This window comes from Micromonospora sp. NPDC005174, from assembly GCF_040608495.1.
Taxonomy (GTDB): Bacteria; Actinomycetota; Actinomycetes; order Mycobacteriales; family Micromonosporaceae; genus Micromonospora.
Window position 1 is genome coordinate 19,560 of record NZ_JBEXIJ010000015.1, and the last position, 21,278, is coordinate 40,837.

Genomic DNA, 21,278 nt, shown 5'->3' on the forward strand with positions numbered 1-21,278 from the left:
ATCGGCTGCTCGAATCTTGCAACCCATGCTGAAATTTGCCGAAAGATTACAAGCGTGTTGCAAGGACTGTCAATCCATGGACATTCGCCACTGTGCGTCACCTGAAGGGGGTGTGCACAACGCACCGCGGTGCCACTCGGTTCGATCGCGGCCGAGAATTTTTCGCCCACCGATGATCCGCCGGCCCCGCCGTTCCGTACTGGATGGGGGAGCAGGGGTCGGCCGGTGGTGCGCCGCCGCGAGACGATCGAGGAGCAGATGGCCCGGGCAAAGCAGAACCAGAAGGCCACCGAGGTCCGGACCAGCACCAGCAGTCGGGGGGTGCGGACCCGGTCCCGCTCAGCGACCATGTTGCTGATCGCGTCGATGCTCGCCGCGTTCTGGGCGGCGACCATGCTGACCGGCGCCGGGCAGATGGCGTACGCGTACGGCTTCTTCTTCACCGAGTTCTTCGCCGGGGTGATCGCCCTGGTGTCGCTGAGTCTCACCGTGATGCTGGGTCTCGTCGCCACCGACCGGCTGGTGCTGAACATCTCGCACCGCGTGCTGATGCAGTCCGCGCACCGCGCCACCGGCGTCCTGGGCGTGGCCGGGCTGTTCTTCCACGTCCTCACGAAGATCGCCACGGGTCGGGCGGCGGCGACCGACTCGCTCGTGCCGTTCATCGGTGGCCGGGGGCTCTACGTCGGCCTCGGCACGGTGGCCGCCCTGCTGATGGTCAGCGTGATCTGGACCGGCATCATCCGGGCCCGCTTCGCCGGCGTCGGTCCCAAGTGGCTCTGGCGGGCCCTGCACTCCGCCGCGTACCTCGCCTGGCCCTTCGCGATCATGCACGGCCTCAACGCCGGTCGGGCCGCCGCGTCCTGGGTGGTCCTCAGCTATTTCGCGTGCGTCGTGTTGGTCGTGCTGGCGCTGCTGGTCCGACTCTCGGTCACCATCGGTCGGCGCAGCCGTGAGCAGCACCAGGCCGCCGTGCGCAATGCGGCGCTGGCCGGGCGGGGCACCGAGGAGGGCCGCGGGCGTTCGCTGCTGGCCGGCCTGGGCCGCCGTCGCGAGACCAGCGAGGACAAGCGCCCGGCCTGGGCGGAGGCCACCACCGCCACCTGGACGGCCCCGGCCGGCCCACGGCGGCGCGACCCCGAGCGGTTCACCGTTCCGGTGGTGCCCGAGCCCGGCTCGCTGGTCGAGCCGACCCGGCCCAGCCGGCGTCGCCGGGACGAGGAAGCCGCCCGGCAGGACCGTCGCGAAGAGATGGAGACGACGGCGACCCGCCGCTCCGCGCGCCGCACGGCCGAGGAAGAGATGGAGACGACGGCGACCCGCCGGCGCGCCTCGCGCAGCCGCGACCGGGACGAGGAGACCGCCCCGACCCGTCGCCGTCGCGCCGAGGAGCCGGCGGCCGAGCGGAGCAGCCGTCGGTCCCGTTCCGAGGACGAGGACGCCCGGTACTCGGCACCGCCCCAACGGACCCTCGCCGAGCCCGAGGAGCCGTGGGACAGCCCGCGCCGCTGGCAGGCCGCCGAGCCGATCTCGGCCGGTCCGGTCTCCGCCGAGCCGATCTCCGCCGGCCCGGTCTCCGCCGGCCCGATCTCCGGTGGTCCCATCTCGGCGGCGCCGCGCAGCGGCAGCGGCCGGCACAGCGCCGAGGACGACCTCCCGGAGGAGCCCGACTACTGGCGCCCGCCGGCCCGGTACGTCCCCGAGGAGGTGCCGCCGCCCGTCGACGACACCCCGACCCTCGTCGACCTGGCGTCGCGGCGGGCCCGGCGGGCCGCCGGCGAGGGCCGTTCCGCCAAGCGCCGCAAGGCCAGCGCGGACGCCGTGGACGGGGCGTACTGGGCCGGGCTGCGGGGTGAGGCGAAGTGATGCGGACGACCGTGCCTCCGGTGGCCTGCGTCGGTGAGCCTCGGCTGACCGCCGGCTTCGCCGAGTTCGGTCGACTCGACCTGGCCGCACACGAGGAGGTGCACGGCCCGATCGGCCCGATGGAGCCGGCGCAGCTCCTCCAGCTCGCCGAGGGTATGCAGCTCAAGGGCAAGGGTGGCGCGGGCTTCCCGTTCGCCCGCAAGCTGCGCGCGGTGCTCGAGTCCTGCGAGCGACAGGACCTCGCCGCGGTGGTGGTGGTCAACGCCACCGAGGGAGAACCGGCGAGTTGGAAGGACAAGGTGCTGCTGACCCGCGCTCCGCACCTGATCCTCGACGGCGCGGCGCTGGCCGCGTACGCGCTGGACGCCGACGAGATCGTCATCGGCGTGGCGGATGACGGGGTCGGCCGGGACTCGCTGATGGAGGCGCTCGACGAGCGCCGGATGCCGGTGCCGACCACCATCGTCACCGTGCCGCACCGGTTCATCTCCGGCGAGGGCGGTGCCCTGGTCAACGGGATCAACGGGTTGCCGCACATCCCGCCCGGCACCAAGAAGCGTTCCAGCGACTCCGGGGTCAGCGGGCTGCCGACCCTGCTGTCCAACGCCGAGACGTTCGCCCAGCTCGCCGTCGGTGCGCGGCTCGGCCCGTACGAGTACGCGGCGCTCGGCACCGACGACGAACCGGGCACCGTGCTGCTCACCGTGACCGGCGCGGCGGCCCGTCCGGCCGTGGTGGAGTGCACCGCCGGCATGCCGCTGCGTGACGTCCTCGACCTGTGCGAGGTGCCGGACGTCCAGGGCATCCTGATGGGCGGCTACCACGGCAAGTGGATCACCGCCGAGGCGGCGGAGAAGGCCGAGGTCTCCCGCAAGGGCCTGGCAGCGGTAGGCGGCACCCTCGGCGCGGGCATCATCATCCCGGTCGGGGTCGACACCTGCCCGCTCGGTGAGGCCGCGCAGGTGGTGCGTTACCTGGCCGGGGAATCCGCCGGCCAGTGCGGCCCGTGCAAGATGGGCCTGCCGGACCTGGCCCGCGCGGTCGACCTGGCCGTCGCCGGCAGCCAACCGGCCGACGTCGTCCGGGCCGCCGCTGGCGAGGTCAAGGGCCGGGGCGCGTGCAGCCACCCGGACGGTACGGCCCGGTTCGCACTCTCCGCGATCGAGGTCTTCGCCGACGAGTTGCGGCTGCACAGCACCGGCGACGGCTGCGGCCGGCGGGTCAAGGGCGTCATGGGGCTGCCCGGCGCACCCGACCCCGACCCGCAGAGGCTCACCCTGGACTGGTCCCGTTGCGACGGGCACGGGCTCTGCGCGCACGTGGTGCCGGACTTCATCCGGCTCGACGGCAACGGCTATCCGGCGTTCCCGGCCACGCCCGTGCCGACCTGGCTGCGCGAGGGCGCCCTCAAGGCCGTCAAGGTCTGCCCGGAACTCGCCCTGCGCCTCGCGAAGGCCGAGTAGCGAAAGGCACCGACCACCACACCCGTCGAACGGAGCAGCGGATGCGCAAGCGGATCGGGCGGACAGCCATCGTGGGGGCGCTCGTGGCCACCCTGCTCGCCACGGCATCCTGCACCGGCACGGTGCCGCCCGACGCCGCCGCCGCGGGGACCACGCCGACTCCGACCAGCTCCCCGACCCTCTCGACCACCCCCTCGGCCGGGGCGTCGTCGGCCGCGCCGGCCCCGGTTCCGGACGCTCTGCGCTTCACCGGCACGACCCTCGCCGGCAGCGCGTTCGACGCGACGCGACTGGCCGGCCGGCCGGTGGTGCTCTGGTTCTGGGCGCCTTGGTGCGCCACCTGCGCCAGCCAGGCCTGGACGGTGGCCGAGATCGCGCCGAAGTACCGGGACACCGTGCCGATCGTCGGTGTCGCCGGACTCGGCGAGCAGCGCGACATGAAGAACTTCGTCACCGAGTTCGAGCTCGGCGACATGCCCCAGATCGACGATCGCAAGGGCGCGCTCTGGAAGCGGTTCAAGGTGACCGAACAGAGCGTCTTCGTGATCCTCGACCGGGACGGCACGGTCGTCCACCAGGGCTTCCTGGACGGTGAGTCGCTCACCGCCCGCGTCGCCGCCCTGGCCGGGGCGTGACCGGCCCGCTGCTGCTCGCGCTGACCGCCGGCATGCTCGGGGCGGTCAACCCGTGCGGCTTCGCGTTGCTGCCCGCGTACCTCTCGCTGCTTGTCGCCGGGGCGACGGACGCCCGCGGCGCGGTCGGTCGCGCGCTCACGGCGGCGGCCGGGCTGACCCTGGGGTACGTGGTGGTCTTCGGCGCCTTCGGTCTGGCGCTCGCGCCGCTGGCCGGCTGGCTGCGGCCCCGGCTGCCGTGGCTGACCGTGGTGCTCGGGCTGCTGCTGGTGACGGCCGGTTGCTGGCTGCTCGCCGGCCGGCGACTGCCCGCACCGGGCTGGACGGCGCGCGCGCCCCGGTTGACCAGGTCGTGGCCGTCGATGGCGCTGTTCGGTGCGGCGTACGCGCTGGCCTCGCTCGGCTGCGCCATCGCACCGTTCCTGGCCATCGTGGTGACCAGCCTCCAGGCCGGCTCGACCGGGCGTGGGCTGGCCCTGTTCGGCGCGTACGCCCTCGGGATGGGCCTGGTGGTCGCGGTCGCCGCGCTCGGCGTGGCGCTGCTGCGCGACTCGCTGGTGGCCCGGTTGCGCGTCGCCGGTGCGCTGGTGCCCCGGCTCAGCGGCCTGGTGCTGCTGCTGGCCGGCGGCTACGTCGCCTGGTACGGCCGGTACGAGCTCCGGCTGGCCGCCGGCCGGCGCGAAGCCCTCGAAGACCCGGTCATCCAGGCAGCTTCGCAGGTGCAGCATGCCCTGGCCGACACCGTCGACAAGTTGGGTCCAACAGTGCTCCTGGCCACCCTGGCGGCGCTGCTGCTCCTGGCAGCCCGCACCGCACGCTCCCGCCGTCCCGCCCGCGATCTTGCACTTTCTGTCGCCGCAAAAGACGCGGATCGGGGCATCGAGACGACAGAAAGTGCAAGATCGGCGGGGTGAGGTGGGGTGGGGGGTGGGGTGGGGTGGGGTGGGGGTTAGCGGGGGGTTAGGCGGTTGGTGCCTAGGCGGTCTTGCAGGACCTTGGGGATCAGGACGCTGCCGTCGGACTGCTGGTTCTGCTCCAGGATGGCCGGGAAGAGGCGGCTCGTGGCCAGGGCGGAGCCGTTGAGGGTGTGCACGAAGCGGGTCTGCTTGCCGCCCGGCTCGCGGTAGCGGATCGCCGCCCGGCGGGCCTGGTAGTCGCCGGCCCAGGAGACCGACGAGACCTCCTTGTACTTGCCGGTGCTCGGCATCCACACCTCGATGTCGAGGGTCTTCTTCATCGACGCGCTGGCGTCACCTGCCGACAGCAGCGTGCGCTGGTAGTGCAGGCCCAGCCCCTCGACCAGGCTCTCGGCGTGGGCGAGCATCTCCTCCAACGCCGCGTCCGCCTGCTCCGGCAGGGTGAACTGGAAGATCTCCACCTTGTTGAACTGGTGCCCGCGTACGGTGCCGCGCTCGTCCGAGTGCGACCCGGCCGACTCCCGGCGGTAGCACGGCGTGTACGCGAACGCCTTCAACGGCAGCTTCGCGGTCTCCAGGATCTCGTCCTGGTACGCGCCCAGGATCGCCGTCTCGGACGTGGGCAGCAGGAACTGCCCGCGCGGGGCGGAGGCGGCGTCCAGGTGGTAGACGTCGTCGTAGAACTTGGGGAACTGACCGGCGGCGAAACCGGCCGAGTCCAGCAGGAGGTGCGGCGGGAGCAGGAACTCGTACCCGGCCTTGATGTGCTGGTCGACGAAGTAGTTGAGCAGCGCCCACTCCAGCCGCGCGCCGACGCCCGTGTAGATCCAGAAGCCGGAGCCGCCGAGCTTGACGCCGCGCTCGTAGTCGACGAGACCGAGCGCGCGGGACAGCTCCACGTGGTCGCGGACCTTCTCGATCGCCGGGGGCGAACCGAAGGTCTTGACGACCCGGTTGGCCTCCTTGCCGCCGGGGAGGATGTCGTCGGCGGGCAGGTTCGGCAGCTCGCTCATCGCGTCGCGCAGCCGGGCCTGCACCTCGTCCAACTGGGACTCCAGCTCGGCGAGCTGCTTGCGCTCCGCCTCGGGGGCGGTGACCTGCGGCTCGGTGCCCGCGCGCTTCGCCTGCGCGTACGCCCGGGCCTCGGCCTTGCGGCGCTGCCGCTCATTGTCGATCTCCGTGATCAGGGAGCGGCGTTCCTGATCGAATCGCTGGATCTCGTCCAGGGAACGGGTGACCTCGGCGGGATCCAGTCGCTTCGCCAGCGCGGTCGCCACCGCCTCGCGATCCTTCCGGATCAACTCCATGTCGAGCATGCTGCTCCGTACGCCTCCGTCCGGGGTTCACTGGTGAACCATCAGATGTTACCGTCGCGCACGTTTCCACCCGACTACGGGGAGCGCGACCGGTTTCTACAGCCGGATCGGCATCAGCACGGAGTAGGTGTCCGCGTCGTCCGGGCGTCGGACGGCCAGCGGGGCGATCGGCCCGTCCAGCTCCAGGACCAGTTGCGGGCCGCCGGCCGCGTCCAGGGCGTCGAGCAGGTACTCGCCGTTCACCCCGAACCGCAGCCCGGCTTCCGGCCCAGTCACCAGGCCGGTCAGCTCAGCGGGGTGCAGCAGTCGCAGGTCACCCGAGTCGTCGAGGCCCAGCACGGAGATCGCCAGCGGCGTGCCGGCGTACTCGCGGGCCAGCGTGGGGGCGGCCGGGTCGCGCAGCGCGGCGCGCAGGGCCGCCACGTCCACCGGGATGCGGTACGCGGCCGGCCGCGCGCCGACGGCCTCGCGCAGCAGCCGCCGGTAGTCCGGAAAGTCGTACGGCAGGGCGGTGCCCGTGAGCGTCCGGCCGGCCACCGTCACCCGCAGCTCTGTGCCGGCCACGGTCAGCCGTACCGGCCGGTCGTCGGTGTCCAGCAGCCGGCGCAGCCGGTCGACGAGGTCCACCGGCGCCAGTACCCGCGCGGGCGGCCCGTCGACGGCCGCTCCCGCCCGGGCCAGCGCGAGGCGGTGCCGGTCGGTGGCGACCAGCCGCACGCCCTCCGGCTCGATGTCGAGCAGCATCCCGGACAGGGCCGGGATCTCCGGGTCGACGCCGACGGCGAAGCGCACCGCGTCGAGCGCGGCGGCCAGCTCGGCGGGGGAGAGGAGCAGCGTGGTGACCACGCCTCGGACCGGGTCGACCAGGGTCCGCAGCCGCGTGATCTCGCGGCGGGCGTCGGCGAGCCCGTCGGCCAGTCGGCGCAGGTGCGCGTCGAGCAGCCGGTGCACCTCGGCCGGCTCGGCGCGTACGGCGGCGGCGATGTCCGGTACCGGCACCCCGACCCGGCGCAGCCCCGCGACCAGCCGGGCCGGGGCGATCTGCTCGTCGGTGTACCAGCGGTAGCCGGTCACCGGGTCGACCAGGGCCGGCGTCAGCACGCCCGCCGAGTCGTAGAAGCGCAGCGCGCTGACGGTCAGGCCGCTGGCCCGGGCCAACTCGCCGATGCTGTGCAGGTCGCTCACCACGTCGGGCATCCTGCCCCCTCGACCTGGTCGAGGGTCAAGCGGCCGGGTGCGCCGGGGCCGTCCCGTCCCGCTTGAGCACCCGGAAGGTGAGCCCGGCGCGGACCAGCCGGTCGAGCAGGGCGTCCCCCATCGCGCTGACCGGGGTGAGCTGGCCGGCGGTCGGCGGCAGGTCGTCGAGCGCCAGGCACAGGGCCGACTCGGCGAGCATCTTCGCCGTCTCGTCGTAGCCCGGGTCGCCGCCCGCGACCTCGGTGACCACGCGCTGCCCGCCGCCGACGCCGACGAACCGGACCCGGAACCAGGACGACGCCCGTTGCTGCGCGGTGGGCCCCTGCCCGGAGGTGAGCCGCCCGAGCAGCCACCGCCGGGTCGGCGGCACCTTCACCAGGCCGATCAGCGCGCCGAGCCCCACCGCGCCGACGAGCACCGTCGGCAGCCGCTTCAGCGCGGCGAAGTGCCGGTAGCGGAAGTCCGGGCCGTACTCCGGGCGGGCCGCAGCCGACCGGCGGACGACCTGGGGGTCGATGGTCGGCAGCGGCACGGTCCAGATGCCCAGCTCCGCGCTGCGGGCCAGCCGGCCGGGCACCGCGCGCACCCGGCGGTCGGTGGGGCGCGGCTCGACCGCCCGACGGGCTCGGGCGGCCCGGCTGGCCTCCCCGGTCCGGGCGAATGCCGTGAGCGCGGAGTGGTAGGTGCCACCGGAGAAGCGGGCGCCGGCTCGCACGTAACCGTCCACGGTGATCGGTTCGCCGGCCGGCAGGTGCTTGACGGTGAACCAGACGCCCAGGTCGTGCGGGACGGAGTCGAACCCGCAGGCGTGCACCAGCCGAGCACCCGTGCGGGTCGCCTCGGCGTGGTGGCGGACGTACATCAGGTCGACGAACTCCGGCTCGCCGGTGATGTCCAGGTAGTCGGTGCCGGCCCGGGCGCAGGCCCCGACCAGCGGCTCCCCGTGGTGGACGTACGGCCCGACGGTGCTGGCGACCACCCGCGCGCTCTGCGCCACCACGCGCAGCGAGTCGGCGTCGGTCACGTCGGCGTGCAGCAGCGGCAGGTCGACAAGCGTGGGGTCGATCGCGGCGAGCCGGTCGCGCACGCCGGCGAGGCGGCCGGGGTCACGGCCGGCCAGCGCCCAGCGCAGACCGGGCGGCGCGTGCCGGGCCAGGTATTCCGCCGTCAGCCCGCCGGTGAAGCCGGTCGCGCCGAACAGCACCACGTCGTACGTACGCTCGCCCGTCATCGCCCGAGTCTGCCACCCGTCATCGCCCAGCGCCGATCCCGCTGAGGCCGGTCATGGCGTGAACACGGCCCGCACGCATCCGTCGGCGCGGTCGGCGAACAGCGCGTACCCCCGTGGGCCGTCCGCAAGGGGGAGCCGGTGGGTGGCCAGGTGTTCGGTCCGCAGCTCGTCGCGGGCCATCCGGTGCAGCAGCGTCGGTACGTCCCGCAGGTCCGGCCGGCGCGCCCCGCGCACCGTGAGCCGCCGGTCGGTGACCGCGCCCAGGTCGAACGCGTCGACGAACCCGCCGGTCCCACCGAGCACCACCACCACGCCGTCCTTGCGGCAGGCGTGCACCGCCTCGCGCACCGCGTGCGGACGGTCGGCACCGGTGAACCGATCGGCGACCGAGCGGGGCCGTGGCGGGCCGACCGCGACCACGCACACGTCCGGGCCCCGTCCACCGCTGCGTTCGCACAGCTCCGCCGCCACGTCGGTGCGGCGGTAGTCCAGCGGCTCCGCCCCGGCGTGCCGCTCGGCCATCCGCAGCCGTTCCTCGTGCCTGTCGACGACGAGCACCCGGGCCGCGCCGCGCAGCACGGCGGCTTGGGCGGTCAACTGGCCGACCGCCCCGGCGCCCCAGACCGCCACCACGTCGCCGGGCCTTACCTCGCCCAGCTCGGCCGCCAGCCAGCCGGTCGGCGCGGCGTCGGCGGCGAACAGCGCCCGGTCGTCGTCGACCGCGTCCGGCACCCGGAACGCGCCCACGTCGGCGTACGGCACCCGCACGTACTCCGCGTGCCCGCCGGCGAAGCCGCCCGCCGCCCGGGGCCGTCCGAAGCAGCCGGCGTCCGAACGGCCCCAGCCCGGATCGACGCTCGCCACGTCGACGCCGGCGTTGTCGCAGCACGAGTGCCGGCCTCGGCGGCACTGCCAGCAGCCGCCGCACGCGACGCTCGCGCCGACCACCACCCGGTCGCCGACCCGGTGCCCCCGGATCGCCGGCCCGACCTCGACCACCTCGCCCACGAACTCCGCCCCCAGCACGTCACCGGCGCTCAGCAGCGGGTCCCGTCCCGCCAGCAGCGGCAGGTCGCCGCCACAGGTGGCGCTGCGACGGACGCGCACGATGACGTCCCGCTCGTTGCGCAACTCCGGGTCGGGCACCTCGCGTACCGCCAGCTCGTCGGCGGCCACCCAGCACAGCGCCCTCATCCGCGGACCCTCGGGCGGTCCACCGCCGAGCGGTCCGCGCGCAGCACCTCACCGGCCTCCACGCGCTGCTTGACCTGGCGCAGGGTCCGTCGGACCAGCATTCGCGGATCGTCGCCGACCAGGTGGGCGGCGAGCCCGGCCGCCGCGGTGGCACGGGGCAGTGGACGGGCGGCGAGCTCGGTGCCCCGGTCACCCGGGGCCTGCCGCACCCGCACCTCCACCACGCCGTCCAGGTGGCGCAGCGGCTCCGGCCACCGGCCGCCGGGAAGCACCTGCTCCGGAGGCCGATCCACGGTCACCACCTCCCACCCGGCCGTGGTGGGGTCCTGGTCCGCGCCGGTCCGGCCACCCCGTCGGGGTACGCGCAGAAGCCGTGCCGCCCCGGCCCGCGCGCCGCCGCCGAGCGCCGAGCCCGCCCGCATCAGCCGTCTCCTGCGTCCCATCCGTCCTCCCGGTCCACGTCTTCCGATCGTCGCGCGGGTCCGGGTGAAGCGGGCTCGCCCGGAAGGGGTGAACCGGTCCGCTCCGGGTAACCGCTCGCCGACCGGGGGTGGAACGCGGCGGCGGGGGTGGGGCCGGGTGCCGGAACAGCAGGATCACGCGCGGGTCGGCACGGCGGTGGGGCGACGGGGCGAGCAGCCCCTGCTCTCGTCCCGGCTGACGCCGACGGTGCCGCCCGAACCGGTGGTGGCCCGACCCCGCCTGCTGCGCCGCCTCGACGAGGGCGGCGCGGGGCCGGTCACCCTGGTCGCCGCACCCGCCGGGTGGGGCAAGACCACGCTGCTCGCCTCCTGGGTGCGGCTGACCGAACCCGAGTACGCGTCCGCGCCGGCGTGGGTCTCGGTGGAGGCCGGCGACGACGGCGACCGGCTCTGGGCGTACCTGGCGGCGGCGCTGCGCACGGCCACCGGCGCGGCGGACGACGACCTGGTCACGCCGCTGCCCACCGGCCCGCCGCGCCCCGACCAGCTGGAACTGCTGGCGGCCGGGCTCGCCGCAGCGCCGCGGCCCGTGCTGCTGGTCCTGGACGACCTGCACCGGATCACCGACCCGGCCGCACTGAGCGGGCTGGAGTTCCTGCTGCGGCACTCCGAGCAGCGGCTGCGGCTGGTGGTCGGTGCTCGGGCCGGCCTGCCGCTGGCCCTGCACCGGCTTCGCCTCGCCGGTGAACTCACCGAGATCGGCCCGGACGACCTGGCCTTCACCGACGACGAGGTGGCCGACCTGCTCACCGCGCACGGCGCGCCGCTGCCGACCGAGGCGGTACGCCGGCTGCGCGACCGCACCGGAGGCTGGCCGGCCGCGCTGCGGATCGCGGCGCTGGCCTTGCGGGGGCAGCCCGACCCGGAGCGCTGGGTGGGGCAGTTCGGCGGCGACCAACCGGAGATCGCCGGCTATCTGCACGAGGAGGTGCTGGCCGCGATGGACCCGGCCGACCGGGACCTGCTGCGCCGCACCGCCCTCGCCGAGACCGTCTGCGCCGACCTGGCCGAGGCGTTGACCGGCCGCGCCGATGCCGGGCAGGCGCTTGCCGACCTGGCCGGGGCCGGTGGCCTGCTGCGCCGGGAGGACAGCCGCCCGCCCTGGTACCGCTGCGACCCCCTGCTCGCCGACCTGCTCCGCGCCGAGCTGGCCCGATTGCCCGACGACGAGGTGCGGGAGCTGCACGCGCGGGCGTCCGACTGGTACGCCGACGCGGAGCGACCGGCCGACGGGCTGCGGCACGCCCTCGCCGCCGGGCGCTGGGACCTGGCCGCCGACCTGTTCGTCGCGCACTGGCCGGAGCTGACCCGCTACGACCACGATCCGGTCGACGGTCCGCCGCCGCCGTCCCCGCCTCCGGACGCGGTCGCCGCCGATCCGGAGGTGGCGTTGGCCAGTGCCGCCGAGCGGGCCTACGCCGGTGACCTGGGCGCCGCCGCCGCCCACCTGCGCACCGCCGCCGGGTACGCGGACGCGCTGCCGGTGCCGCGACGGGACCGGTTCCTGCGGTTGGCCACCGCGTTGGAGCTGACCCTCGCCCGGCTCGTCGGCGACCTGCCGCAGGCCCGGGCCGCCGCCGCCCGGCTGCTGCGTACCCGCGCAACCGCCGCGCCGCCGTCCGGCTCACCGGTCGGCCCGTCGGTCGACCCGGCGGGCGGGTCGCCGACTGGCGCGTCGACTGGGGCGTCGACGGTCGAGGACGCCGACCTGCGGGCGTTCACCGGGACCGCGCTGGGTCTGGTCGAGATGTCCGGCGGTGGGCTGCCCGACACACGGTTCGTCCGGGTCCGGGCGGCCGCCCGGGAGGCGGGCCGACCGCGTACCGAGCTGGTCGCCGCCAGCCGCGCCGCGCTGCTGCTCGCCGTCCGCGGCGACCTCCGCTCCGCCGAGCAGGCGGCCCGCGACGCGCTGGGCATGCCGCCCTGGCGGGGCTGGTCCTGCCGCCTCGACTGCGGCTACGCGTACCTCGCGCTGGCGGTGGTGGCCCTGCACCGCGACCAGCCCGAGGAGGCCGCCGCGAACCTCGCGCTCGCCGGCCCGGCATTCGGCGTGCCCGACCTGCCGGAGGCGGTCGGCGAGCCGGTGGCCGTGGCCGTCTTCGCGCTCTGCCGTGCCGCTCTCGACCGGGACTCGGGCGACCCGGCGGCCGCCCAGCGGCTGCTCGTCCGCGCCCGGGAGGCCCTACCCCACGAGCCGGCCGCCACCGAACTGTCGAGCCTGCTCCGGGCGGCCGAGGCCGAGACCCGGGCCGAGCGGGGCGACCTGGACGGCGCCCGGGCCCTGCTGGCCGGTGCGACCGGCGACGCCGGCACCCCGGCGCTCGACGTGGCCCTGTCCCGGCTGTCGCTGCGGGCCGGCGACCTCGGCGCCGCCGGGCGGGCCCTGCCGGACTGGCAGGCGTCGCCGGCCACCGCCTGGCCCCTGCCGGTACGCCTGGACGCCGGCCTGCTGGAGGCGGTGCTCGCCGAGCGGGCCGGAGACGTACGCCGGGCCGGCCGCGTCCTGGAGCAGGTGCTGGACCTGGCCGGCCCGCAGGGCTGCCGTCGGGCGTTCACCCGGGCCGAACCGTCGGTGCGGGACCTGCTGGCCGCCCGTCTCGACGCGGGCACCGCGCACTTCCCACTGGTCAGCGACCTGGTCCGGGGCGTCGAGGAGAGCACGCCCCGCCCGGCGGTCGTGCCGGTCGGCCTGCTCGACGAGCCGCTCACCGAGCGCGAGCTGACCATCCTGCGCTACCTGCAGAGCATCCTGTCCAACGTGGAGATCGCCAGTGAGCTGTCGCTGTCGGTCAACACGGTCAAGACGCACGTGCGCAACATCTACCGCAAACTCGGCGCGACCCGCCGGCGTGAGGCGGTCCGGCGGGCGCGCGAGCTGCGGCTGATCTGAACGGCGGGACCGCCGCCCGGACCAGCCGACGCGGATCAGGCGTTCGCCGCCGCGTCCACGGCGGCCAGCAGGTCGGGCAGGTCGTACCCGCCGTCGTGCCGGACGTCGTTGACGAAGAGGGTCGGCGTGCCGTTGACCCCGCTGCGGATTCCGCCGACGAAGTCGCGGCGCACCCGGTCGGCGTACGTCCGGCGCTCCACCTCGCCGTTCACCTCGTCCGTCGGCAGCCCGAGCTGCTCGACGCCGAGCGAGAGGTGCACGGGGTCCAACTGGTCCTGGTGCTCGTACAGCCAGTCGTGCATCTCCCAGAACTTCCCCCGCGCCGCGGCCGCCTCCGCCGTCTCCGCGGCCCGCTCGGCGTACGGGTGGACGTTGGCGATGGGGAAGTAGCGGTAGACCAGGCGTACCGTGTCGGCGCGCTGGCGCAGCAACTCGTGCAGGTTCGGGTAGGCGGCACCGCAGAACCGGCACTGGAAGTCGCCGTACTCGATGATCGTCACCGGCGCGTTGGACGGCCCGCGGACATGGTCCTCGACGGTCACCGGTTCCCGCAGCCGGGCGGTGACCTGAAGTGGGGTGGTCATCGGGCCATCACCTTCCGCTCTCGATCGAGGTTGTCGAGCGCGTCGAAGATCCCGTCCGCGCCCGGGTTGACGTCCATCGGGGAGAGGTAGCTCCACGCCACCGTTCCGGCCTGGTCGAGCACCACAAGCGCGCGGGCCGCCTCGCCCTGCGGGGCGTACGCGCCGTACCGGCGCGCCACCTCGCCCTTGGGCTCGAAGTCGGACAGCAGCGGGAAGGTGATGCCCTGGTTCTCGGCGAACGCCCGGTGCGACCAGATGCTGTCCACCGAGATGCCGAGCACCATCGCCTGGTACTGCTCGAACACCGGTGCCGCCGCCTGGTAGAGCGACATCTGGTCCCCGCAGACGGGGCTCCAGTCGGCGGGGTAGAAGACGAGGACGACCGGGCGACCCCGGAACTGCTCGGGCCCGGTCCGGCGCCCGTCCGGAGTGCTCGCCAGGGTGAAGTCGGGCGCGGGACGCCCGGGTTGGATCAGCCCGTTCGGATCACTCATGCCCCCAGCCTGTCCCCGGGGCGGGTGAGGCCGGCTCACCCGTCCCGGGTGGTACCGCGCTCAGCGCAGGACCGGCGCGACCGCGATGTGGTTCTGGACCTCCCGGATGCCCGGCGCGGACCAGGCCACCTGCTCGACCTCGGCCCGTTCGGGCATGGAGTGCACCAGTCCGGCGAGCACCGCGGTGTCGCCGTGCACCCGGACGGTGACCCGCTCCGCCTCGGTTGCCCCGGCCCGGGCCAGCGCGTCCACGATCTTCTCGGCCAGGTTCACCCCGTCCGGCGTCGCGTTCGGCTGGACGGTGATGCCGTTGCTGACACCACGGACGCCGGTCAGCCGGCAGACCGCCCGTTCGGCGGCCCGCCGCTGGTACTCCCACTCGACCTCACCGTGCAGCGTCACCCACCCGGCAGAGACGGTGACGTCGAGCTTCTCGATGGGCACGAACGCGTCCCACTCCAGGGCGTTGCCGGCCGCGGCGGCCAGGTCCGGGTCGGCACGCTCGTCGCTGCCGGTCAACTGCACGGTCAGGTCGTTGGCGACCGCCCGGACCCCGGTGACGCGGTGCGTGGCGCGTTCCCCGGCCCACTTCTTGGCGTAGCTGTCCACCCGTCCGGTCAGCGTGACGACGCCCTCGGCGACGGTCACGCCGATCTCGTGCGGCTGCACCCGGGGTTCCCAGGTCAACTCGTCGAGGACGGCGGACTGGATGTCCTGGTCGGTACGTGCGATCGTCGCGATGGCCATCTGTCCCTCCCTTGCGCTCGCGTGCCCTTCCTGGCGACCCGGGATGAGGGCCGTGGCCAGTGGGCCCGCCGAGGTCCGATCCTGCCGGTCGTGCGGGTGACCCGCCCTCACCCGGTGCGGGCGACGGGCCCGCGCGGACCTGCCCGAGGCGGGTGTCGGCGGGCAGCGATGGGAGCGCTTCCATAGCGGCGTCGAATCGGTTAGGGTGAGTGCGTTCCTCGATCGCGGGAGCCTCGCGTCGGGTGGTTGGAGCCAGGGCAAGCTCCGATCCGTTCCCTGCGTCGTCGTCCGTCCCCCGGGCCACGACGCGTCACCTTCCGATCGACCCGTCCCCGCGTCGCCGTGCTCGTCCCCCGGGCCGCGACGCCATCCCCGGTCGATCCCGACTCCCGGGTCCCCACCCCCGAGAGGAACGCAGATGCCCAGATCACTGGCCGGTGCGGTCGTGTCGGCGTTGGCCGTCGCCACGGCCGTCGTGGCGGTCCCGATCACCGCCGCGGGCTCGGTGCCGGCTCCGGCAGCCGCCGAGGCGTACACCTGGCGCAACGTCCCGGTCGGCGGCGGTGGCTTCGTGCCCGGCATCGTCTTCAACCCCACCGAGAAGAACCTGATCTACGCCCGCACCGACATCGGCGGGGCCTACCGCTGGGAGCAGTCCAGCCAGTCCTGGACGCCCCTGCTCGACTGGGTCGGCGCGGACCGCTGGGGTTACAACGGCGTGGTCAGCATCGCCACCGACCCGGTGCAGACCAACCGGGTGTACGCGGCGGTCGGCATGTACACCAACGGCTGGGACCCGAACAACGGCGCGATCCTGCGCTCGACCGACAAGGGCGCCACCTGGCAGGTCACCGAGTTGCCGTTCAAGAACGGCGGCAACATGCCGGGCCGGGGCATGGGCGAGCGGTTGGCCGTCGACCCCAATCGGAACAGCACCCTCTACTACGGTGCCGAGGGCGGCAACGGGCTGTGGCGCAGCACCGACTACGGGGCGACCTGGGCCCGGGTCACGGCCTTCCCCAACGCCGGCAACTACCGGGCCGACCCCAGCGACCCGAACGGCTACAACGGGCAGAACCAGGGCCTCACCTGGGTCAGCTTCGACAAGAGCACCGGCACCGCCGGCGCCACCACGCAGACGATCTACGTGGGTGTGGCCGACAAGGACAACCCGGTCTACCGCAGCACCGACGGCGGTGTCACCTGGTCGCGCATACCCGGGCAACCCACCGGCTACCTGGCGCACAAGGGCGTCGTCGACCCGGTCGGCGGCCACCTCTACATCGCCACCAGCGACACCGGCGGCCCGTACGACGGCGGCAAGGGCGACGTCTGGAAGTTCACCCGGTCGACCGGGGCCTGGACGCGGATCAGCCCGATCCCCTCCACCAGCGGCGACGACTACTTCGGCTACAGCGGCCTGACCATCGACCGGCAGCACCCCAACACGCTGATGGTGGCCACCCAGGTCTCCTGGTGGCCGGACGCGATCTTCTTCCGCAGCACCGACGGTGGCGCGAGCTGGACCCGTATCTGGGACTTCACCAGCTACCCGCAGCGGTCCAAGCGCTACACGATGGACATCAGCTCGGTGCCCTGGCTGACCTTCGGCACCAACCCGGCGCCACCGGAGGAGACGCCCAAGCTGGGCTGGATGAACGAGTCGGTGGAGATCGACCCGCACGACTCCAACCGGATGATGTACGGCACCGGCGCCACCATCTACGGCACCACCGACCTCACCAAGTGGGACACCGGTGGTCAGTTCACGATCCGGCCGATGGTCCGCGGCCTGGAGGAGACCGCCGTCCTCGACCTCGTCAGCCCGCCCAGCGGCGCGCCGCTGATCAGCGCGCTCGGCGACGTCGGCGGCTTCCGGCACGTCGATCTGGACACCATCCCGTCGATGCTGTTCACCCAGCCGGTCTTTACCAGCACCACGAGCCTGGACTACGCCGAGAGCAAGCCGGCCACACTGGTCCGCGCCGGTAGCTTCACCGACTCCGACCGGCCCAACGACAGCCACGTCGCGTTCTCCACCGACGGCGGGGCCACCTGGTTCCAGGGCACCGAGCCGTCCGGTGTCAACGCCGGCGGCACGGTCGCCGCGGCCGCCGACGGCGGCCGTTTCGTCTGGTCGCCCGGCGACGTGGGCCAGCGGGTGGTCTACTCGGTCGGCTTCGGCAACTCGTGGGCGGCGTCCAGCGGCATCCCGGCGAACGCGACAATCGAGTCCGATCGCGTCGACCCCAACCGGTTCTACGGCTTCAGCGGCGGGCGGTTCTACCTGAGCACCAACGGCGGTGCGACCTTCACCGCGACGGCGGCGACCGGCCTGCCCACCTCCGACGTGCGGTTCAAGGCGCTGCCCGGTCGCTCGGGCGAGTTGTGGCTGGCCGGCCCGGGTGGACTCTGGCGGTCCACCGACTCCGGTGCCAGCTTCACCAAGCTGGGCGGCGTCAGCGCCTCCGGCAACGTCGGCTTCGGCAAGGCGGCCCCCGGGCGGACGAACCCCGCCGTCTTCCTCTACGGCACCGTGGACGGCCAACCCGGCGTGCACCGCTCCGACGACGGCGGCACGACGTGGGTACGCATCAACGACGACCGCCACCAGTACGGCAACCCGACCGAGGCGCTCACCGGCGACCCCCGGGTCTACGGCCGTGTCTACCTGGGCACCAACGGTCGCGGCATCCTGGTCGCCGACCGCACCGGCGGCACACCGACGACCCCGCCCCCCACCACGCCGCCCCCCACCACGCCGCCCCCCACCACGCCGCCTCCGACCACGCCGCCTCCGACCACGCCGCCCCCCACTACGCCGCCCCCGACGACCACGCCGCCCCCGGTCGGTGGCTGCGCGGCGACCTACCGGGTCACCGGCTCCTGGTCGGGTGGATTCCAGGCCGAAGTGGTGGTCAGCAACCCCGGCACCAGGCCCATCGCCGGCTGGACGCTTGCCTGGACCTTCCCCAACGGCCAGCGCATCAGCCAACTGTGGGGCGGCACCCACACCCAGAACGGGGCGGTCGTCTCGGTCGTGGACAGCGGCTGGAACGGCGCGCTCGGCGCCGGGGCCAGCACCACCATCGGCTTCCTCGCCTCCTGGACCGGCACCAACTCGCCGCCGACGGCGGTGACCTGCACGAGTCGCTGACCCGGTGGCCCGGCGTCGTCCGGGCCACCCGAGAACACCGGTCCGCCGGGGCTGCCTGAGGGGTCCGGCACCCCGGCGGACCGGGCACAAGCCACCGGCCCAGCACCGCCACCCGATGCGAGCGGGCCCCGCCGACGCGATGTCGACGGGGCCCGCTCGCTCACCGTGTGCCAGGGCGTGTGTCAGAGCCCTTGGCCGGTCTCGGCTCGACCGAGGACTTCGACAAACGCCCTAGTCGTCCAGGCCGACGGGGGAGTTGGGGCGGTCGACGTCGACGAACTCGACGTCGTCCACCGCGCGGTCGTCTCGACTGCCGGCTGCGCGGGCGGCGGAGCCGACGGCCCAGCCGACCGCCGCGCCGACCAGCGCGGCGCCGATCAGCAGCGTCCACGGCAGCGCCGGCTGGCGGCCGGCAAGCGCGTCGAAGGCGCGCGAGGCGCGACGCCGTGCCTCCTCCGCCGCCGAGCCCACCAGGTCACCGGCGCCGTCGGCGAGGTCGCCGCTGCTGCGACGGGCCGACCGCGCGGTGTCCAGGACACTGTCTCCCGCGGAGCTGACGGCGGAGAGCAGTTGCTCCCACGCCTGGTCCGCAATCCGCTCCGGCTTGCTGCGCCGGTCCAGCAGGTTCGTTCCGAACATCGTGGTTACCTCCTCAGGTGCCGAAGCCGCCGGCCACTTCGGACCTCGGCGTCCGTCCAGCGCGACACGGTTCGCTGATTGCGCAGTGCCCCAGGCCGGTCCGGCGCAAACCCGGTCCGGCGTACCCTGCGGCCGGGTCAGCGCACCGCCACTGCGGCCACGCCACGTGCAAAATCGTCGTCATCGTCGTCGTCATCGTCGTCTCCGCCGCCGAAACCGCAGGCCAGTACGAGGGCGAGCAGGAGACCGACGCCGGCCAGCCCGGCCAGTCGCTTGATCATCGAAGGTCCTCTCCGTCACGGTGGGTGCCCCGGCCGATGCTAGACAGCGCCGGCAAGCACCTGGCCGGGTCGCACCGCGCTGGGCTGTGCGACACGCCGAGCCCAGGCCGGGACGGGCGTGCGGGGCGGGACGGATGTCGGGCTCGCCGCGCCGCGACCGCTACCCTGGTCCGGCGACGCGTCGGTTCCGACCGATGGTCGACTGATCAGATAACGAAAAGTATTGAATGATCAGATGCCGAAAAGTGGGGATATGGGCGACTTTGTGCGCCCGGATCCGTGAATTGCTCATCCCGAGGGGTGGCGACCGAGGCCGTTGGAGGAATACTCTCGGTCGCGGCCCGCGTACTGATGAGGCGCCCGGGGGACGGGCGGGTGGAGGTGCTCGCGTGAGCCTGTCGATCGTGAAGTCGGTCCTGTCCGGTGGTGTCGTCGAGATCGCCCCACGGGGTGAGATCGACGTCGACACAGCGTACGAGGTTCGTGAGGCGATTGCGGAGGTGCTGGCCAAGAGCCGGCCGCTCCGCATCGAGCTGAACATGAGGCTGGTCACCTTCATCGACTCCGTGGGCATCAGCGCCATGGTCGCCGGCTTCCAGACCGCCGAGGTCAGCGGCGTCAAGCTGGTCGTCACCGAGCCGAGTCGGTTCGTGCACCGTCAGCTCTGGGTGACCGGCCTGCTCGGTCTCTTCGGCGCGCCGGAGCCCTACTTCGCCGGAGCCGCCACCCGCGAGGTGCTTCCCGGCGCCTGAGTGCGGCCACCACCGTCAGGACTGCTCGTCCAGACCGGTGAGGTCCACGTCGGTCACCTCGGTCACCGCCCCGAGCGCCAGGTTGTACACCTCGTCCAGCTCGTGGCGACTCAGGCGCTCATCGGGCACGTCCACGACCTCCTGCCGGGAGTCGTCCCGCCCGTCGTGCACGTACCCGCCGCTGCCGGAATCGCGGACCACGGCGTCCCCATCAGCCGGCCGTGGTGGGAACGCTGCGCGGATACCGGGACAACGCACGGTGTCCGTCCGGCCGATGCCAGCCGGGCGGGGGTACGGGACCATCGTGCGACCAGCGACGTCGGGAGACGGTGTGCTCAGCAGCGATACCTTCAGCTACACCGTCCAGGCCCGCTGCACACGTGCCGAGGCGGCGGCGTTGTTGAGCGACCTGACGCTTCAGGGTGAGCTGCATCCCCTGATCATCCGGGTCCGCGAGGTGGCGCCTCGTCCGGGCGCCCGCGCCAGCTACACGATCAACGACAGGCTGGCGGCCGGCCCGCTGCGCTTTCGCACCACCTACCAGGCGGACGTGCTGGTCAGTGAACTCGACGAGATCGTCACCGTGGCCCGCCAGTGGCCGGCCACCACCGTGCGCAACCACACCCGGCTGCGTGCCGACTCGGACGGGCTGATCCGCATCGACGTCGACATCACCCTGAGGGCGCCGACACCCCTGTTCCGGTACGCCTTCCGCCAGGCCCGGGCCGCCCACCTCGCCCTGGCGGCACGCCTCGCCACGGTCCTGGACACGCACGCGGCATGATCGCGCTCGATCCAGGAAGGAGTGGCGTCGACGCGGCTCGTGGCCACTACTTCCTGGTTGTCGCCTGACCCAACGCCGCGCCCCGTGCGGGCCGCACCTGCGCCGTGCCGCGCCGGGGTAGGCGTCCCCAGGGCTTGTACGTGGAGAGCACCGTCGCGATGATCATGAGGGTGGTCGACACCGCCGGCGCGATCACCAGGTCGGCGCGGCCCCGGGCGGGTAGCGCGGCGCCCAGCGCGCCAGCCTCCCGCAGGTTCGGGGTGAGCAGGAACAGCACCAGCCCGACCATCACCGTCGTGATGACGAGCTTGATGAGCACCCACCGGTAGCGCAGCAGGCCCCAGGGAGTGAGCAGGGCGCTGGCGACGCCGACGAGCCAGACGAGCACGCTCAGCGGCGCGAAGAGCACGGTGCCGACGAGCCTGGCGACCGGGTAGACCACGTTCGGATCGGCGCCGCGTTGTGCCGCGATGCCGAGAGTGAGCAGCACCAGGTCGGTCCCCAGCCAGCCGAGGGACGTGACCAGGTGCAGGGTGAGCAGTGCCTTGCGGGTGGCGGGCGCGATTCTCGGCATACCGGAATGCTCCCGGCCCGGCCCGCGGTCGTCGTCCGACCGCCGACGACGTCCGGGGTACGCCCGCTGACGTACCCC

At 73.8% G+C, this 21,278-nt stretch carries 20 protein-coding genes; 8 read left to right on the top strand and 12 right to left on the bottom strand.

Going from position 1 to position 21,278, the window contains the following annotated elements; all coding sequences use genetic code 11:
• Positions 1–225: 225 nt before the first annotated feature.
• Genes ABZU91_RS17800 through ABZU91_RS17815 form a run of 4 tightly spaced genes read left to right on the top strand, consistent with a single transcriptional unit; the run spans position 226 to position 4,875 of the window.
• The gene (locus ABZU91_RS17800; protein ID WP_355241157.1) at positions 226–1,866 is read left to right on the top strand and encodes a hypothetical protein; all 1,641 of its coding nucleotides are present in this window, start codon (positions 226–228) and stop codon (positions 1,864–1,866) included.
• Complete coding sequence (locus ABZU91_RS17805) at positions 1,866–3,329, top strand: NADH-ubiquinone oxidoreductase-F iron-sulfur binding region domain-containing protein (protein WP_355241160.1); 1,464 nt, start codon at positions 1,866–1,868, stop codon at positions 3,327–3,329. Before ABZU91_RS17800 ends, ABZU91_RS17805 begins: the two co-directional genes overlap by 1 nt.
• 41 nt (positions 3,330–3,370) lie before the next feature.
• Positions 3,371–3,964: a thioredoxin-like domain-containing protein gene (locus tag ABZU91_RS17810; RefSeq protein ID WP_355241162.1), complete on the top strand. Its 594-nt coding sequence runs from the start codon at positions 3,371–3,373 to the stop codon at positions 3,962–3,964.
• A complete protein-coding gene (locus ABZU91_RS17815) occupies positions 3,961–4,875 on the top strand; it encodes a cytochrome c biogenesis protein CcdA (RefSeq protein ID WP_355241165.1) in 915 nt (304 codons plus the stop codon). The genes ABZU91_RS17810 and ABZU91_RS17815 overlap by 4 nt, the downstream gene beginning before the upstream one ends.
• A gap of 35 nt (positions 4,876–4,910) precedes the next feature.
• Here ABZU91_RS17815 and serS read toward each other — a convergent pair whose 3' ends face one another.
• The 5 genes from serS to ABZU91_RS17840 all read right to left on the bottom strand — a co-directional run bounded on the left by serS (position 4,911) and on the right by ABZU91_RS17840 (position 10,259).
• Positions 4,911–6,194 carry a serine--tRNA ligase gene (gene serS, locus ABZU91_RS17820; protein ID WP_355241168.1) on the bottom strand — a complete coding sequence of 428 codons (1,284 nt, stop codon included), beginning with the start codon at positions 6,192–6,194 and terminating at the stop codon, positions 4,911–4,913.
• Between the two features lie 96 nt (positions 6,195–6,290).
• A complete protein-coding gene (locus tag ABZU91_RS17825; RefSeq protein WP_355241171.1) occupies positions 6,291–7,391 on the bottom strand; it encodes a MerR family transcriptional regulator in 1,101 nt (366 codons plus the stop codon).
• 25 nt (positions 7,392–7,416) lie between these two features.
• On the bottom strand, positions 7,417–8,622 hold the full coding sequence (locus ABZU91_RS17830; protein ID WP_355241174.1) for a saccharopine dehydrogenase NADP-binding domain-containing protein: 1,206 nt from the start codon (positions 8,620–8,622) through the stop codon (positions 7,417–7,419).
• 51 nt (positions 8,623–8,673) lie between these two features.
• The gene (locus tag ABZU91_RS17835; RefSeq protein ID WP_355241176.1) at positions 8,674–9,816 is read right to left on the bottom strand and encodes an alcohol dehydrogenase catalytic domain-containing protein; all 1,143 of its coding nucleotides are present in this window, start codon (positions 9,814–9,816) and stop codon (positions 8,674–8,676) included.
• Positions 9,813–10,259 carry a hypothetical protein gene (locus ABZU91_RS17840; RefSeq protein ID WP_355241178.1) on the bottom strand — a complete coding sequence of 149 codons (447 nt, stop codon included), beginning with the start codon at positions 10,257–10,259 and terminating at the stop codon, positions 9,813–9,815. The genes ABZU91_RS17835 and ABZU91_RS17840 overlap by 4 nt, the downstream gene beginning before the upstream one ends.
• 136 nt (positions 10,260–10,395) lie before the next feature.
• Between ABZU91_RS17840 and ABZU91_RS17845 the strand changes: the two genes are divergently transcribed.
• Positions 10,396–13,188, top strand: a complete 2,793-nt coding sequence (locus ABZU91_RS17845; protein ID WP_355241181.1) for a LuxR C-terminal-related transcriptional regulator — start codon at positions 10,396–10,398, stop codon at positions 13,186–13,188.
• Positions 13,189–13,223: 35 nt separating this feature from the next.
• On the opposite strand, the gene ABZU91_RS17850 is transcribed toward ABZU91_RS17845, so the two are convergent.
• From ABZU91_RS17850 to ABZU91_RS17860, 3 genes are read right to left on the bottom strand one after another with little or no spacing between them, the layout of a single operon-like run.
• Positions 13,224–13,772 (bottom strand): thioredoxin domain-containing protein, encoded by a 549-nt coding sequence (locus ABZU91_RS17850; protein WP_355241184.1) that lies wholly within the window; start codon positions 13,770–13,772, stop codon positions 13,224–13,226.
• Positions 13,769–14,266 (bottom strand): redoxin domain-containing protein, encoded by a 498-nt coding sequence (locus tag ABZU91_RS17855; protein ID WP_355241187.1) that lies wholly within the window; start codon positions 14,264–14,266, stop codon positions 13,769–13,771. The genes ABZU91_RS17850 and ABZU91_RS17855 overlap by 4 nt, the downstream gene beginning before the upstream one ends.
• Positions 14,267–14,326: 60 nt before the next feature.
• Entirely contained in the window at positions 14,327–15,013 is a 687-nt protein-coding gene (locus ABZU91_RS17860; protein WP_355241190.1) for a BON domain-containing protein, read from the bottom strand.
• 418 nt (positions 15,014–15,431) lie between these two features.
• Here ABZU91_RS17860 and ABZU91_RS17865 point away from each other — a divergent pair, with 418 nt between their 5' ends.
• The gene (locus ABZU91_RS17865; RefSeq protein WP_355241193.1) at positions 15,432–18,170 is read left to right on the top strand and encodes a cellulose binding domain-containing protein; all 2,739 of its coding nucleotides are present in this window, start codon (positions 15,432–15,434) and stop codon (positions 18,168–18,170) included.
• A 231-nt stretch (positions 18,171–18,401) separates the two neighbouring features.
• Here the strand turns inward: ABZU91_RS17865 and ABZU91_RS17870 are convergent, their stop codons facing one another.
• Together ABZU91_RS17870 and ABZU91_RS17875 are read right to left on the bottom strand one after the other, a co-directional pair.
• Positions 18,402–18,809 carry a hypothetical protein gene (locus ABZU91_RS17870; RefSeq protein WP_355241196.1) on the bottom strand — a complete coding sequence of 136 codons (408 nt, stop codon included), beginning with the start codon at positions 18,807–18,809 and terminating at the stop codon, positions 18,402–18,404.
• Between the two features lie 137 nt (positions 18,810–18,946).
• Positions 18,947–19,090, bottom strand: coding sequence for a hypothetical protein (locus ABZU91_RS17875; protein WP_355241199.1), 144 nt, complete (start codon positions 19,088–19,090; stop codon positions 18,947–18,949).
• 389 nt (positions 19,091–19,479) lie between these two features.
• On the opposite strand from ABZU91_RS17875, the gene ABZU91_RS17880 reads away from it, so the two are divergent.
• Positions 19,480–19,842: an STAS domain-containing protein gene (locus ABZU91_RS17880; protein WP_355241202.1), complete on the top strand. Its 363-nt coding sequence runs from the start codon at positions 19,480–19,482 to the stop codon at positions 19,840–19,842.
• A 15-nt stretch (positions 19,843–19,857) separates the two neighbouring features.
• On the opposite strand, the gene ABZU91_RS17885 is transcribed toward ABZU91_RS17880, so the two are convergent.
• Positions 19,858–20,043, bottom strand: a complete 186-nt coding sequence (locus ABZU91_RS17885; protein ID WP_355241205.1) for a hypothetical protein — start codon at positions 20,041–20,043, stop codon at positions 19,858–19,860.
• 130 nt (positions 20,044–20,173) lie between these two features.
• On the opposite strand from ABZU91_RS17885, the gene ABZU91_RS17890 reads away from it, so the two are divergent.
• Positions 20,174–20,626, top strand: coding sequence for an SRPBCC family protein (locus tag ABZU91_RS17890; RefSeq protein WP_355241208.1), 453 nt, complete (start codon positions 20,174–20,176; stop codon positions 20,624–20,626).
• 46 nt (positions 20,627–20,672) lie between these two features.
• On the opposite strand, the gene ABZU91_RS17895 is transcribed toward ABZU91_RS17890, so the two are convergent.
• Entirely contained in the window at positions 20,673–21,200 is a 528-nt protein-coding gene (locus tag ABZU91_RS17895; RefSeq protein WP_355241211.1) for a hypothetical protein, read from the bottom strand.
• Positions 21,201–21,278 lie beyond the last annotated feature (78 nt).